This is a genomic window from Paenibacillus sp. FSL F4-0122 (assembly GCF_038002845.1).
GTDB classification, from domain to species: domain Bacteria; phylum Bacillota; class Bacilli; order Paenibacillales; family Paenibacillaceae; genus Paenibacillus_AQ; species Paenibacillus_AQ odorifer.
Genome location: NZ_JBBODI010000001.1, coordinates 6,495,527 through 6,509,477 on the forward strand (window position 1 = coordinate 6,495,527; position 13,951 = coordinate 6,509,477).

Sequence of the window (13,951 nt, forward strand, 5' to 3'; positions counted from 1 at the left end):
GGATGAATGTGATTCGGTGACATCGGACGATGGATGAAAGTGATTCAGCGGTATCGAATAAGCGGAGAGCTATGATTCGGTGGCATCAGACGGCGGTTGACTATGATTCGGTGGTATCGGACACAGCGGACCTTATATGCAGAATTTCCCGGAATTCTGAATGCATTCGGACCGCATAGCCCCTATTGGCACAAAAAACGCCAACTACGAGCCTATTTCTTATGAATAGCTGCACTGGGGTCCGAAACCTTGCTCCAAAGGCGATATATTTGCGAATAACGTCATTGGAGTCCGAATACCTCAGCGGATGATCATATTTCGGCGTCATCGGACGGCGGATGAATGTGATTCGGTGACATCGGACAGTGGATGAACATGATTCGGTGGTATCGGACGATGGAGGTATGTAATTCGGGGGCATCGACGATGGATGGATGTGATTCGCCGGGATCGGACGACAGATGACCATGATTCGGTAGCGTCCGAAGATGGTTGAATGTGATTCAGCGGTATCGGATAAGCGGAGCTATGATTCAGTGACATCAGACGGCGGTTGACTATGATTAGGCGTTACCGGACGACGAATGACTATGTTCGGTGGCATCGGTTTATCCGGATTAGAGACATATTGCAGCATGCCGTAACTACGGCCAAAAACGCAAAGCAGCGATCCTCCAGTAATAGGAGGATCGCTGCTTGCAGACTGTCTCATACGATGAAAAAAACACCCATGGACAACCCCTACTTTTCATTTAATCCGCTACTTAACGGAACATTCCCCACAAGCGGATTAAATGAAAGGTGTTGTTCGGATCGATTTTCTGCGCGATGATAAACTTTACAATTTGTTCTTCCTGTGTCGAGGTCAGTTTCTCGTTCAATACACCTGACGCTTTCCGTACCAATCTGCGAACAACCGCAGGATCCTGCAGCTCCTGTTTCGAGATGCCCTCAATCATACTTTTGATACGATCCTTCACAGTCGAGTTTTTCATCTTCAGCTTGATGCGATCCACCAACTGAGGGCTAATTCCGAATTGTTGATAACCCAAGTGTAGCACCTCCCGTCATATCCAATCTTTCACAGTATATGAGCCTTCGGTGCTACATGTGCCTAGTTAGTCAATTAATTCTCCTTGGAAGATCTGTTCACTCTGTAAATAATGCCGAAGAGATGCATATTCAGGTGATGTCCAAAAAGCTTCATCCTTAAGCAGCTCTGCGACATCATCCCGCGCCTGCTCCAGAATTTCAAAGTCAGCCGTCATATCTGCCAGCCGAAACTCCGGTAATCCACTCTGCTTTGTCCCAAAAAAATCCCCCGGTCCACGCAGCTCCAAATCCCTTCGGGAAATCTCAAATCCGTCATCCGTATCGGTCATGGCAGTCATTCGCTCACGTCCGATTTCAGATTTTGGATCAGCTACCAACACACAAAAAGAGGCATGCTGCCCTCTTCCTACCCGTCCACGTAACTGATGCAGCTGTGACAGACCAAAACGATCCGCATCCATAATGATCATCAATGTAGCATTAGGAACGTCTACACCAACCTCCACCACCGTAGTGGACACAAGCAGCTGCAGCTCATTGTTATAAAACGCCCGCATCACTTCATCTTTTTCAGCGGGAGTCATTTTCCCATGCAAAAGCCCAACTTTATAGCTAGGGAAAGCTTGGCTCATCTGAATATGCAAATCAATAGCATTCTGCACATCCAGCTTCTCTGACTCTTCAATGAGCGGACAGATCAAATAAGCCTGACGACCCAGATCAATTTCACGCTTAATCAGATTCAGCACACGATCCATGAGATCATGTTTTACCCAATAACTAGTTATAGGAACTCGGCCTTTCGGCCTTTCAGATAAAGTAGATACATCCATATCGCCAAAAACAGAGATCGCAAGTGTACGTGGAATAGGCGTCGCAGTCATCGTCAGTACATCCGGATTATATCCTTTTCGCCGCAATACACCACGCTGATTCACACCAAAACGATGCTGCTCATCAGTTACCACAAGACCCAGATCACGGAAAAATACATCCTCCTGAATCAAAGCATGTGTTCCTACCACGATATCAAGCATCCCCATTTGCAACGAGGCCAATAACTCTTTACGTTTTCGGCCAGTCACACTGCCCGTCAGGAGTCCTACAGTAATCCCAAACGGCTCAAACATCCTGGTAAGTGAACGCATATGCTGTTCTGCTAAAATCTCTGTGGGCACCATTAGTGCGCCCTGAAAACCAGATCTTACCGTAGCAAAAAGCGCCACAGCCGCAAGCACTGTTTTACCCGAGCCAACATCTCCTTGCAGCAGACGATTCATGCAATATGGTGAACGCAGATCATGTAAAATCTCCAGCTCTACACGTTTCTGTGCATCTGTAAGCTCAAAGGGCAGACTGCGCACGAACTGGCGTACCGTCGCGTTATCCACTGTGTGGACTACCCCATCCATCCGCCCGCGGTTCAGAACCCTGAACGCTTGCATCTTCAACTGGAACAGGAATAGTTCCTCATATACCATCCTACGGCGCCCCTGCTGCCCCTCACGAGTGTCCTCAGGCCTATGGATAGTGGCAATGGCCCGTTTACGCGGCATGAAGTCATATTCCCTCATAATAGAATGCGGTAAAATCTCTGGAATCAGATCCCCATACTGCTGAAGTCCCTGATTAATAACCTTCCTGATCCAGGACTGAGTGATCTTACCACCTACCGAATAGACTGGCTGCAGTGTTCCCGTCTTCCCTTCACCACGATCCGGAAATTCATAATCAGTCACTGTAATCTGATTGCGCTTCTGATCCCATTTTCCGGTCAGCACAATTTCCCGTCCCACAGTGAGTTGCTCTCTTACGTAATGGCGGTTAAACCAGGTTGCTGTGAACATCCATGGCTCTGCAACCATCTTACAGCTAAGACGTGACTTGCCGCCAAAACGCTGCAGTACAGGGATACCGATTACTTTTGCCTCAACGGTCACTTTATCCCCGTGTTTAGTCTCACTCAGCGAGCGGGGCCGATAATCCTCGTAGCGGAACGGATAATACTCTAATAAATCCTTTACTGTAAAGACGCCAAAGGCGTGAAGCTCGCTTTGCTTTTGAGCACTCACGCCAGTTATGTTTTTTACTTCAATTTGATTTAATGCCAGTGTCATATTTATCCCTCATTTTGCAGGCCAAATGAACACAGCTAATGTACCGTTACCGACATGGCTGCCCACGACAGGGCCGACGTTCGTCAGCACTTTTTCTTCCAAGGTGAAGTGTCCTGCAAGCTCATTCAGGAACTCCTCGCCGGAAGCCGGTTCAGCCGTATGACCTACGGCCACATTGATTTTGTTTACACCCTGCAGATCCCGCTTGAACAGTTCAATCATACGGGCGACAGCCTTCTTACGGCCTCTAACTTTCTCCACCGCATAAATAATACCTTCTGCATCAATGGACAATATCGGCTTAATATTCAGAAGTGTCCCCAGAATAGCGGAGGCTTTTCCAATTCTCCCGCCTTTTTGTAAATATTCAAGTGTATCTACTAAGAAGTAAAGCTTACGCGATTGACGTAGGCTTTCTACAGCCTCAAGTATCTCTTCAGGTCCTTTGCCTTCAGCAGACATTCTGGCAGCTTCCACTACCATAAATCCAAAACCATAAGAAGCGGAGAGAGAATCCACAACAGTGATCCCTTCTCCCTCTTCCTCCAGCATCGATTTAGCCAGCAATGCAGATTGATAAGTCCCGCTCAGTCCAGAAGAAATATGAAAGGAAAGGATAGAACAGCCCGGGTTACGCTCCAGAATACTGCGGTACACATTCATATATTCAACCGGTGAGGGTTGAGAAGTAGTCGGCAGCTGTGAGGTACGGGGAAGACGCTCATAGAACTGCTCCGGAGTCATATCCAGATTGTCCCTAAAAGCCTCTTCGCCGAACATTAAGGTCAACGGTACTACCTCAATTCCGTACGTTTCCGCCATTGCTGGCGGGATATCTGAAGTGCTGTCGGTGACGATAATGGTACGATTCATGGATTTTCTCCCCCAAGCTATAATTTTGCCAACTACGCAATAACAAATTTCTACTCCATTGTTAAAGAACCATTAATTCCTACCTATGGCTCTACAGAGAACAGATAATAATACAGGGGTTGGCCACCCTCATGAATCTCAACTTCCACATTCGGATAAGTCTCTTCCAGCCACTCACTCAAAGAATCAGTAGCCTCGGATTCTGTTTCTGCACCAATAAGGATCGTAACGATTTCGTCGCCATTCTCCAGCATATTGGATAACAGCGCCTGACTTGCAGCCAAAAGATCATCTGCAGCAGCAACAATTTTGGAATTAGAAATCCCAATAAATTGGCCCGATTTAATCTCCAGCTCATCAAAGCTTGTATCACGCACAGCGTTCGTTACTTGTCCGGACTTCACATGAGAGATTGCTTCCAGCATATTCTCAGAATTAGTCTCCACTGCATCTTCCTCTTGGAATGCAAAAGCTGCTGCTATTCCCTGCGGAATACTTTTACTTGGAATCACCGTAATCTCACGTTCGCCCTCTAGAAGATCTTTAGCTTGTTGAGCGGCAAGAACAATGTTCGAGTTATTTGGCAAAATATAAACATGCTTCGCAGATATGGAAGAAATCGCGTTCACGAAATCCTCAGTGCTAGGATTCATTGTCTGACCGCCAGCTAGGACTACGTCCACTCCAAGGCTTTTGAAAATGTCAGCAATACCTGCGCCAGATGATACCGCGATGAAGCCGTAAGGCGCCAAATCATCGGCCGGTGGTTCAGCAGGAGACATTTGCACTGCGCTCTTCTCATTCGGCATATCAGCGAATACATCAGGCATTGGTGCAATATCCATGCCCGCAGTCAGCAGGTCACGATGCTGCTCTCGCATATTAAGAATGTGAATCTGCGTGATCTCCCCATAAAGAAGAGCCAAGTTCATCACTTCACCTGGAGCCTTAGAGTGCACATGCACTTTAATCGTCTCATCATCTGAAATAACAATAATGGAGTCGCCATTAACTGACAACGCTTTCCTAAAAGCTTCCTCATCAAAATTGGTTCTCACGTTAACGCCTAACTGGCGATTAATGAAAAACTCCATATCATATAGAAATTCTATATCTTCAGTAGATAGCTGTGACTGCGCAGAAGACTGTACAGAAAACAGTTCACTTTCAGGTTTCGTTAATACGGGTTTAGGCGCTGGTGCAACGGGTGTGTGGGTTTGTCCTTGCACAGATTCAGACAGACCGGTAGTACTTCCATTCGTCAGATGCTGGTGAAACCCTTCATAAATGTAGACCAAACCTTGGCCGCCAGAATCTACAACACCGACTTGCTTCAATACAGGCAATTGCTCAGGCGTATAAGCTAAGGCTTCTTTTGCTTTGGCTAATACCTCTGTCATCAGCTCCACAACGTCAGTAGTACGGCGGGCATAATAAACAGCATGTCTTGCAGCCTCTTTAGCTACAGTAAGAATAGTTCCCTCTACGGGCTTTACAACTGCTTTATACGCAGCGTCCACTCCGGTTTGCAGCGCAGCAGCGAACTGCTGTGTATTAAGCTCATCATGTTGAGCCGCATACCTGCTAAACCCTCTGAATAACTGGGACAAAATAACGCCGGAATTCCCACGAGCTCCCATTAATAAGCCCTTGGAGAGTACACCTGCACATTGGCCCACAGAAGTGGTGTTATTTTTCTTTAATTCATTCGCACCTGCGGTCATCGTCAAATTCATGTTTGTGCCGGTATCTCCATCTGGGACCGGAAAAACATTTAGGGAATTGACGTGTTCTGCATGCTGTTGCAGCTTATCCGCTCCAGCCAATACCATAGCGGTAAAATCTGTTCCGTTTATAGAACGCTTACTCAATTGAGAATTCCCCTTCCTAACTTCATGCCTAATCATTCTATGATTAACAGGACATAATGCACTAATTTACATTGTACTATAAGTATTAAAAGAAATAAATGTTTTTGAATCGGTTGACGTAGCAAAATTTGCTGTGATATTATAGATAAGTATTGTTTATGCAGGTGTTAGGAATAAGGAGGTGTAATCTATGTCCCGCAAATGTGCAGTAACAGGCAAGAAACCGAGCAGCGGCAACCACGTGTCTCACGCTAATAACCGCAACCGTCGTTCTTGGGGAGTTAACGTTCAGAAGGTCCGTATCCTCGTGAACGGTAAACCAAAACGCGTGTACGTCAGCACCCGTGCTTTGAAAGCCGGTAAAGTTGAACGCGTTTAGTCTTTAGCAATTTTAAGACCGAACGATAACTTATATGAAGCAAAAAGCACCCTTTACATTTGTAAGGTGCTTTTTTTCATGTTTTCTTTTCTGTTAGCGGCTTAACTCTTCTGAAATGTGTTCAATATTGCTTTAACAAAACCTCCCAAAAACCTTGGCAGCTTAAACGTGTAAAATTTCATGATTTACCCTCCCATCAATTCATGCCGTACGCAGGAGACTTTCCTCTTGTCAATAACGGAAACGAACTGCAGTCCTCCCTGCCAAAACAAAAAAGGCTACATGAGATTTCTGCTCATGTAACCATATTTATGCACCGAGGACTTGGCCTATACCTCTAGTCTCAATAGCCTATTTTTTTAACGCAGTGCAGATTCGGCTGCTTCTCGAATTCCGCGGATCGCCGCAGCACGATCACTCCGGCCAAAAACTGCATTCCCCGCTACCAAAACATCGGCTCCAGCTGCCACAACTAAGGGTGCTGTCTCTTCCGAGACTCCACCATCTACTTCGATCAATAAATCTGGATTCACTTCATTCGCCCATTCTCGAATTTGAATGATTTTGCGCAAAGTGTTAGGAATGAATGCTTGACCACCAAAGCCTGGATTAACGGTCATCACCAGAATCATATCCACATCCTCCAGCACCTCACGCACCGCTGAAGCCGGAGTACCCGGATTAATTGCTACACTTGCCTTCAGCCCCAGCTCCTTGATCTGATGAACCACACGATGCAAATGTACGCATGCCTCAGCGTGAACGGTGATCACACTTGCACCTGCTGCAGCAAAATCAGGGATATAACGTTCTGGTGACTCAATCATCAAGTGAACATCAAGTGGCAGCTTGGTATGTAACGATACAGCTTTTACAATAGGTGGACCCAATGTGATATTCGGCACAAAATGACCGTCCATTACATCCACATGTATCCAATCTCCACCACTGGCTTCCGCCTCTGCTACTTCTGGACCTAAACGCGCGAAATCCGCCGACAATAAAGATGGTGCTATTCGTATCATGATGTTAGTACCTCCGCTTTTTATCTTTCATTTCATTAAAAAACAGTTTGTAATGATCATAGCGACTATCCGCAATTTTCCCTGCTTTCCAAGCCTCTATTACACGGCAGCCTGGTTCATGCTGATGACTGCAGCCCCGGAACTTACAATCGGATGCATATTGAGCAAATTCACGAAAACAAGTGGACAGCTCTTCTACACCAAGCTCTAAGAAATCAAGCTGACTAAAACCTGGGGTATCTGCAACAAAACCTCCACCACCAATATCCATCAGCTCCACATGACGGGTCGTATGGCGACCACGTCCCAATCGTAAACTGATCTCTCCAGTCTCCAGTTTAAGCCCTGGAACAATACGATTCAATAAGGTGGACTTACCAACCCCCGATTGACCCGCAAAAACGCTAATACCACCAGTAAGCCGTTGTCTTAGCTCATCGCTTCCGGCACCAGTAAGTGAACTTGTGACCATCACTTCATATCCGATATCCTCATAAAGTTCTTTAACATAACGAGTAGCTTCACCATCATCATCCGCCAAATCCTGTTTAGTCAGAACAATTAGGGGTTCCAGACCCGAATGCTCAATATGAACTAGAAACTTGTCCAACAGATTCAGGTTCATATCGGGCTCTCGAACGGAGAATAAAAGGACTGCGAGCTTAACATTCGCTACAGGTGGACGAATCAGTTCAGATTCTCTAGGTAGAAGTTCATCCACCATTCCTTCTCCATGCTCAGTAAGTATATAAATAACCCGATCTCCAACTAGCGGAGCGATCCCTTTTTTCTTGAGAATTCCTCGGCCTCTGCATTGAACAGAATGCTCTTCAGTCGCAATTAATCCTTCGCGGAGCGGTTTCACATAATAATAACCGCTTAACGCCTTAACAATTATACCTTCAGGCATACATAGTGAGCCTTCCTCTCCTGATTTTGCGAAAATGACCCAAGTCTGATATCCTCGGGTCATTTCGCTACGCCAACCATTCAGGTTAAACCCTGTTTAGTTGTTGTTTTTATCTTTAGATTTATCCTTGCCTTTATTGTTGTGCTTATTATTGCCATTATTAGTCGATTCACTATTTATAGAACTATTGTTTACGAACCCTGTCTGATTCACCGCCCCGTTATTCCCTCCGTCATTCTCTGAACCTGAACCTGGCAAGATCTCCGGTTCAATCGTAGGTTCAATTGTAGGCGTAGGTTCAGCAGAAGGTGTTGGAGTTGGCTGTGGTGTTGCTATAACTGGTGGTTCAGGCTCCTGAACGGTTCCGTTCTTAGCATCGATATAAGGAATGACATAAGTATCCAAAAGTACACCGTCACGGGTAACAATAACTGAACCATCTTTATTAGGAGCCAATACTAGATTCACAGATAACACTTGGCTCTTTCCAATGGTACGTGTTCCCCAATCCTGCTTCTCTCCATTATTGCGCGCATCCACGAATTCGATACGAATCTTGCTCTTTTTTCCATCCTGAGCAGGAGCGACTGGCACATTAAAGGTATAATTCAGGGCTTCAGGTGGATAACCTGTACTTAAGTAAATCGTAATCGCTGTTCCAGGTGGAACAGAAGTACCTGTCCCCTTATCAAATGCCCAAGTCTTTGTTACTTTACCTTCTTCAATGCTGAAGCTGGATTCTTGTTTAACTTCTCCAAGAACAAGCTTGGCACCTTCCAGCAGCGCCTTTGCCTCACTCTCCGTCTTACCGATGAGATCTGGCAACAGTACACTTTCTTCTCCTTTACTAACGTAAAGGGTGATTTGAACCGTCTCAGGATCGAATTCTGTATTTAATGCAGGGTCAGATTTTACAATGAGACCTTCATCTGTATTTTCGTCATAGAGAGGTTTATTATCAATCCGGTCCTGGGCTACACCCAGCGCCATCAATGCTTTAACCGCATCATCAAAGCTCTTGTTAACTACATCTGGCATCTTGGGTAGTGGCTTAGCCGTATTCACAGTGAGTATTAGGGACGCTCCTTTTTTCACTTTGGCATCCTTTTCCCTACTTTGCTTAATGACCACATTCTCTTCAAAATTCGGACTGTAGTCATACAGAATAGGATCAGCAACCTCAAGCCCCAAATCCTCAAGCTCAGTTTGTGCTTGTTCTATCTGTTTACCTACTACATAAGGAACGGAAACCTCAGGAACAACTAGCTGTGATTTAACGTACCATACGAGACTGGCCATAGCCAACAGCAACAGCAAGGTAAGCCCAATCCATAATGTGGGTTTTGCCCATTGTTTTTTACCTTTGCTTGAAGGCACCGGTTCATCATCTTCATCACGAACCATCCGTTCCTCACGATGATTACGATTACCATTGCTTCTTTGAATCGGTTTTATCGCCGGGATAACCCGCGTACGATCCTCATCTTCTTCATCGTTGAACAGAATCTTCGCCTCACTGCGGCGCTCCGGCAATAAGCATGTTTCCAAATCCTGCAACATTTCTTTGGCAGAGTCGTACCGCTCCTCCGGATTTTTACGCATTGATCTCAGAATTACATTCTCAACGCTTTGCGGAATGAGTGGATTCAGAAGTTTTGGCTCTTCAAACTCTTCTTGCAGATGTTTTAAAGCTACACTAATCGGACTCTCTCCCAAGAAGGGCAGGCTTCCGGTAAGCATTTGATAAAGTACAATACCTAATGAATACAAGTCAGACTTTTCTCCTGTAGAGACACCTTTGGCATGCTCTGGCGAGAAATAATGTACTGAACCAACCACAGAACCGGTCTGTGTAATGGTTGTTGACGTAACTGCGCGGGCAATCCCAAAGTCGGTTACTTTCACCCGGCCGTTGCGTCCGATCAGGATATTATGTGGTTTTATATCACGATGAATAATTTGATTCTGATGCGCATGATCTAGGGCATCACAGATTTGTGAAGCGATCCGTACGGATTCATCAACCTGTAATGGCGCTCGTTCTTTTATAATTTCATTAAGATTCTGACCCTCAATATACTCCATGACAATGTAATGAATTTCGTCTTCTTGTCCTACATCGTATATGCTGACGACATTCGGATGAGACAAAGATGCGGCAGATTGCGCCTCACGCCTAAAACGGCGAATAAATTCCTCGTCATGCACAAACTGATTGCGCAATACTTTGATGGCGACATTTCGGTTTAAAAGAATGTCATGTGCTCTATAGACGAGCGCCATTCCACCTCCGCCGATCCGTTCGATGACTTGGTAACGGCCGCCCAATTCGTGACCGATCATCAATCCCACTCCTTTGTTTCGGGCACAGCGGCCTCTCCATGATGTTCTAACAAAGCGACGCTAATATTATCGCCACCGCCGGCGAGCAGTGCCAGCTGAAGTAAACGGTCCGCTCTTTCCTCTAACGATATCTCATGTATACCTGCTACTTTGCCTAAATGCTCATTTGTGACAAAGTTGCTTAAACCATCGCTGCATAGAAGCAAAATTTCCCCAGGTAGCAGAGCTATAGGCGCCATATCAACTTCAACCTCAGCATCTGTTCCAAGTGCCCTCGTCAGCACATTACGACGCGGATGATTATCCAATTCCTCCACACTGATCTGACCGTTCTTGAACAGCTCATTGACTAGCGTATGATCCTCGGTTAGTTGAACTGCCGCACTGTCTTTTATTAAATAGGCTCTGCTGTCTCCGATATGGCCAATATATCCGTTTGATCCATTCAAAAGAACAGCAACGACAGTAGTACCCATATTATGATACTTATCGTCACCGGAAGCCTCCCTGAACACAGTGCTGTTAGCTTCCAAAATAGCAGCTGACAACGCATCACGCAGAGCTTCGTCTTGAAGGCCAGACTCTAACCCATCTAGGTTATTCCTCATTGTCTCCAAAGCGAGCCTGCTTGCGGTTTCACCAGCCTGATGTCCACCCATCCCATCGGCAATAATACCGAGTGTATAACCGTGGCGCGTCGCGCCGATCCAGACCGAATCCTCATTGACAGAGCGCACTCGGCCAATATCGCTGGCATGAACTGTTCTGATCAAATATCCTCACCCCAACTCCATATGTTTGGCACGCAGCTGTCCGCATGCGGCCGCGATATCATGGCCTTGCTCACGGCGAATAGTAACATTCACCCCGTTATCAGCCAAAATACGTTGAAACTCAAAGATATCATTGCGTGAAGTACGTACATATTTTCGCTCAGGCACATGGTTTACCGGAATCAAATTGACGTGGCACAGCATGCTCTTAAGCACCCCAGCCAATTCCTCAGCATGCTCCGGTTGGTCATTTACCCCGCCGATCAAGGCATATTCAAAGCTGACACGTCGTCCCGTCTTAGCTTGATAATAACGCAATGATTCAATTACATCATCAAACGGAAAACGGCGGTTAACCGGCATTAGCTTTGAACGCAAGGCGTCGTTAGGCGCATGAATCGAAATCGCCAGATTAATCTGGGTATCTTCTTCTGCAAATTTATAAATGCTCGGTACAATACCGCTGGTGGAAACAGTAATATGCCGTTGTCCGATATTTAAGCCCTTCTCATGAATCATAAGACGCAGGAATCTCATTGTTGCATCATAGTTCTCAAACGGTTCACCAGTACCCATGATAACAATGCTGCTGACACGTTCGCCGCGCGCATCCAGGATTTGTTGGGAACGTACAACCTGAGCTACAATTTCTCCCGCTGTCAAATCCCGTTTTAATCCACCGAGTGTGGAAGCACAGAAAGTACAGCCGATTCGGCATCCTACTTGGGTTGTTACGCAAACGCTATTGCCATAATTATGTTTCATGATAACTGTTTCGATAGCATGATCGTCATGCAATCCAAACAGGAATTTTACAGTTCCATCTTTAGATTCCATTTTAGTAATTTCAGTTAGTGCTGCAATAGAGAATTGTTCATTCAGCTTCTGGCGAAGCCCTTTGGACAAATTGCTCATTGCTTCGAAGTCATTCACACGTTTTACATACAGCCAATCAAAAATTTGTCCACCACGAAAAGCAGGCTCACCATTGTCTTTCGCCCACTGTTGTAACTCTTCTAAAGAAAAATCATATATTAAAGGTTTCATTATTATCTACACCTGTTCTTTCATAAGGATATGCGTATTATTTCTCATTCTTCCTATTTTAACACAAATTTCAGAGACGGTAAAAGAAAACGCCCGCCGTACGGTAGCCCGGCGGGCGGAGGATACTACAATTGTCAGAAAATTTGCTATATTACAAGACTCTCTGGAGCTTAGAAATATAGAACCCGTCGCTCCCATAATGATGGGGCAGCAGTTGAATTCCATCACCCTCAGCCAGCGCGGTACCCTCCAGCCTGTCCCACAATGGTGAAGCAAAGGTCACTGCGGTGAAATCAGGATTCTGCTTCAAAAAGTCAGCTACTACTTCACTATTTTCCGCTTGTTCAGTCGTACAGGTACTATATACCAGAATGCCACCCGGTTTCAACAGTTTAGAGACCGACTGCAGCAACTCCCGCTGCAATGATGCTACACTAGCCACATCTTCCGGCTGCTTACGCCATTTGAGGTCTGGCTTACGGCGAATTACGCCGAGTCCAGAGCAAGGTGCGTCGAGAAGAATTCTATCAAAGGATTGATGCTCTAACGTGTGCTCCAGCTCCAGCGCGTCTGCACTGCCTGTAGATACACAATCAAGACCTAAACGTTCTGCTTGATCTGAGATCAATTTCGCTTTATGCAAATGCAGATCATTAGCATAAATCGATCCTTCATCTTTCATGAGCTCGCCCATATGTGCTGTTTTGCCCCCAGGAGCAGCGCAACAGTCAAGCACTCTCATGCCAGGCTCCGGAGCTACCGCTTCAGCTACAAGCATAGAACTCTCATCCTGAACGGAGATATATCCATCACGATACCAGGAGGTGAGTGCCAGGTTTCCGCCGCCTTTCACAACAATGCCATAGGGACTAACATCAGATGCTGAAGCTTGCAGACCTTGTTCAATCATCTGGTTCAGCAGAGCTTCACGACTGATCATCGTTGTATTCACGCGTACACTGACCGCAGGCGGCTCATTGTTTGATGCACAAATAGCTTCCGCCGTGTCGACACCGTACTCGGTAATCCAACGTTCCACTAACCACAACGGATGTGAATATAATATCGATATCCGCTGCACTTGACTTAGCCCCTCAGGCAGAACTGGCAGATCACCAGCACGCAATACACTCCGCAGCACGCCGTTAACCATCCCTGAGATTCCCTGGTGGCCTTTTTTCTTCGCTATATTAACAGCCTCATTTACAGCTGCATGGGACGGTATACGATCGAGATACATAATTTGATATAAACTAAACCGCAGTAAATTACGGACCCATGGCTGTAGTTTGGCTATCCCTTTACTAACAAATCCTTCAAGCACATAATCCAGGGTGTTCATCCGCGAAATAGAGCCATAGACAAGTTCTGTGACCAGTCCGGCATCTTCTCTGCTAAGCGTTGCCTTCTGTAGACTGCTGTTGAGCAGCAAATTGCTATATGCACCTTGCTGCTCAACTTTAACCATTATATCAAGCGCGATTTCCCGGGCAGAAGCAGGGGTAACCTTACCCTTGTTGCCAGCTCTGCCGTTGTTGCCAACTGCTTTAGAGTTATTCC

General features: G+C 45.9%; 13 protein-coding genes. 1 reads left to right on the plus strand and 12 read right to left on the minus strand.

Going from position 1 to position 13,951, the window contains the following annotated elements; genetic code table 11:
- Nucleotides 1-526: 526 nt before the first annotated feature.
- The 5 genes from MHH49_RS28575 to MHH49_RS28595 form a co-directional block, all read right to left on the minus strand.
- Complete coding sequence (locus MHH49_RS28575; RefSeq protein WP_141118525.1) at nucleotides 527-712, minus strand: hypothetical protein; 186 nt, start codon at nucleotides 710-712, stop codon at nucleotides 527-529.
- A 52-nt stretch (nucleotides 713-764) separates the two neighbouring features.
- On the minus strand, nucleotides 765-1,052 hold the full coding sequence (locus MHH49_RS28580) for a stage VI sporulation protein F (RefSeq protein ID WP_036686212.1): 288 nt from the start codon (nucleotides 1,050-1,052) through the stop codon (nucleotides 765-767).
- A 66-nt stretch (nucleotides 1,053-1,118) separates the two neighbouring features.
- Nucleotides 1,119-3,170: an ATP-dependent DNA helicase RecG gene (recG, locus tag MHH49_RS28585; RefSeq protein ID WP_036686210.1), complete on the minus strand. Its 2,052-nt coding sequence runs from the start codon at nucleotides 3,168-3,170 to the stop codon at nucleotides 1,119-1,121.
- Nucleotides 3,171-3,179: 9 nt separating this feature from the next.
- A complete protein-coding gene (locus tag MHH49_RS28590) occupies nucleotides 3,180-4,043 on the minus strand; it encodes a DegV family protein (RefSeq protein ID WP_036686209.1) in 864 nt (287 codons plus the stop codon).
- Between the two features lie 83 nt (nucleotides 4,044-4,126).
- The gene (locus tag MHH49_RS28595; RefSeq protein WP_038570325.1) at nucleotides 4,127-5,914 is read right to left on the minus strand and encodes a DAK2 domain-containing protein; all 1,788 of its coding nucleotides are present in this window, start codon (nucleotides 5,912-5,914) and stop codon (nucleotides 4,127-4,129) included.
- Nucleotides 5,915-6,104: 190 nt separating this feature from the next.
- On the opposite strand from MHH49_RS28595, the gene rpmB reads away from it, so the two are divergent.
- Nucleotides 6,105-6,293, plus strand: coding sequence for a 50S ribosomal protein L28 (gene rpmB / locus MHH49_RS28600; RefSeq protein ID WP_036686205.1), 189 nt, complete (start codon nucleotides 6,105-6,107; stop codon nucleotides 6,291-6,293).
- A 101-nt stretch (nucleotides 6,294-6,394) separates the two neighbouring features.
- On the opposite strand, the gene spoVM is transcribed toward rpmB, so the two are convergent.
- The 7 genes from spoVM to rsmB all read right to left on the minus strand — a co-directional run bounded on the left by spoVM (nucleotide 6,395) and on the right by rsmB (nucleotide 13,859).
- The gene (gene spoVM, locus MHH49_RS28605; RefSeq protein WP_020431362.1) at nucleotides 6,395-6,475 is read right to left on the minus strand and encodes a stage V sporulation protein SpoVM; all 81 of its coding nucleotides are present in this window, start codon (nucleotides 6,473-6,475) and stop codon (nucleotides 6,395-6,397) included.
- Between the two features lie 177 nt (nucleotides 6,476-6,652).
- Nucleotides 6,653-7,318, minus strand: coding sequence for a ribulose-phosphate 3-epimerase (gene rpe, locus MHH49_RS28610; protein ID WP_036686202.1), 666 nt, complete (start codon nucleotides 7,316-7,318; stop codon nucleotides 6,653-6,655).
- A 4-nt stretch (nucleotides 7,319-7,322) separates the two neighbouring features.
- A complete protein-coding gene (rsgA, locus tag MHH49_RS28615) occupies nucleotides 7,323-8,228 on the minus strand; it encodes a ribosome small subunit-dependent GTPase A (RefSeq protein WP_036686201.1) in 906 nt (301 codons plus the stop codon).
- Nucleotides 8,229-8,324: 96 nt separating this feature from the next.
- Entirely contained in the window at nucleotides 8,325-10,571 is a 2,247-nt protein-coding gene (gene pknB, locus MHH49_RS28620) for a Stk1 family PASTA domain-containing Ser/Thr kinase (RefSeq protein WP_036686199.1), read from the minus strand.
- On the minus strand, nucleotides 10,571-11,344 hold the full coding sequence (locus tag MHH49_RS28625; protein ID WP_076099575.1) for a Stp1/IreP family PP2C-type Ser/Thr phosphatase: 774 nt from the start codon (nucleotides 11,342-11,344) through the stop codon (nucleotides 10,571-10,573). Before MHH49_RS28625 ends, pknB begins: the two co-directional genes overlap by 1 nt.
- Nucleotides 11,345-11,350: 6 nt before the next feature.
- Nucleotides 11,351-12,391: a 23S rRNA (adenine(2503)-C(2))-methyltransferase RlmN gene (gene rlmN, locus MHH49_RS28630; protein ID WP_036686196.1), complete on the minus strand. Its 1,041-nt coding sequence runs from the start codon at nucleotides 12,389-12,391 to the stop codon at nucleotides 11,351-11,353.
- Between the two features lie 151 nt (nucleotides 12,392-12,542).
- Nucleotides 12,543-13,859 carry a 16S rRNA (cytosine(967)-C(5))-methyltransferase RsmB gene (gene rsmB, locus MHH49_RS28635; RefSeq protein WP_445667576.1) on the minus strand — a complete coding sequence of 439 codons (1,317 nt, stop codon included), beginning with the start codon at nucleotides 13,857-13,859 and terminating at the stop codon, nucleotides 12,543-12,545.
- Nucleotides 13,860-13,951: the final 92 nt, after the last annotated feature.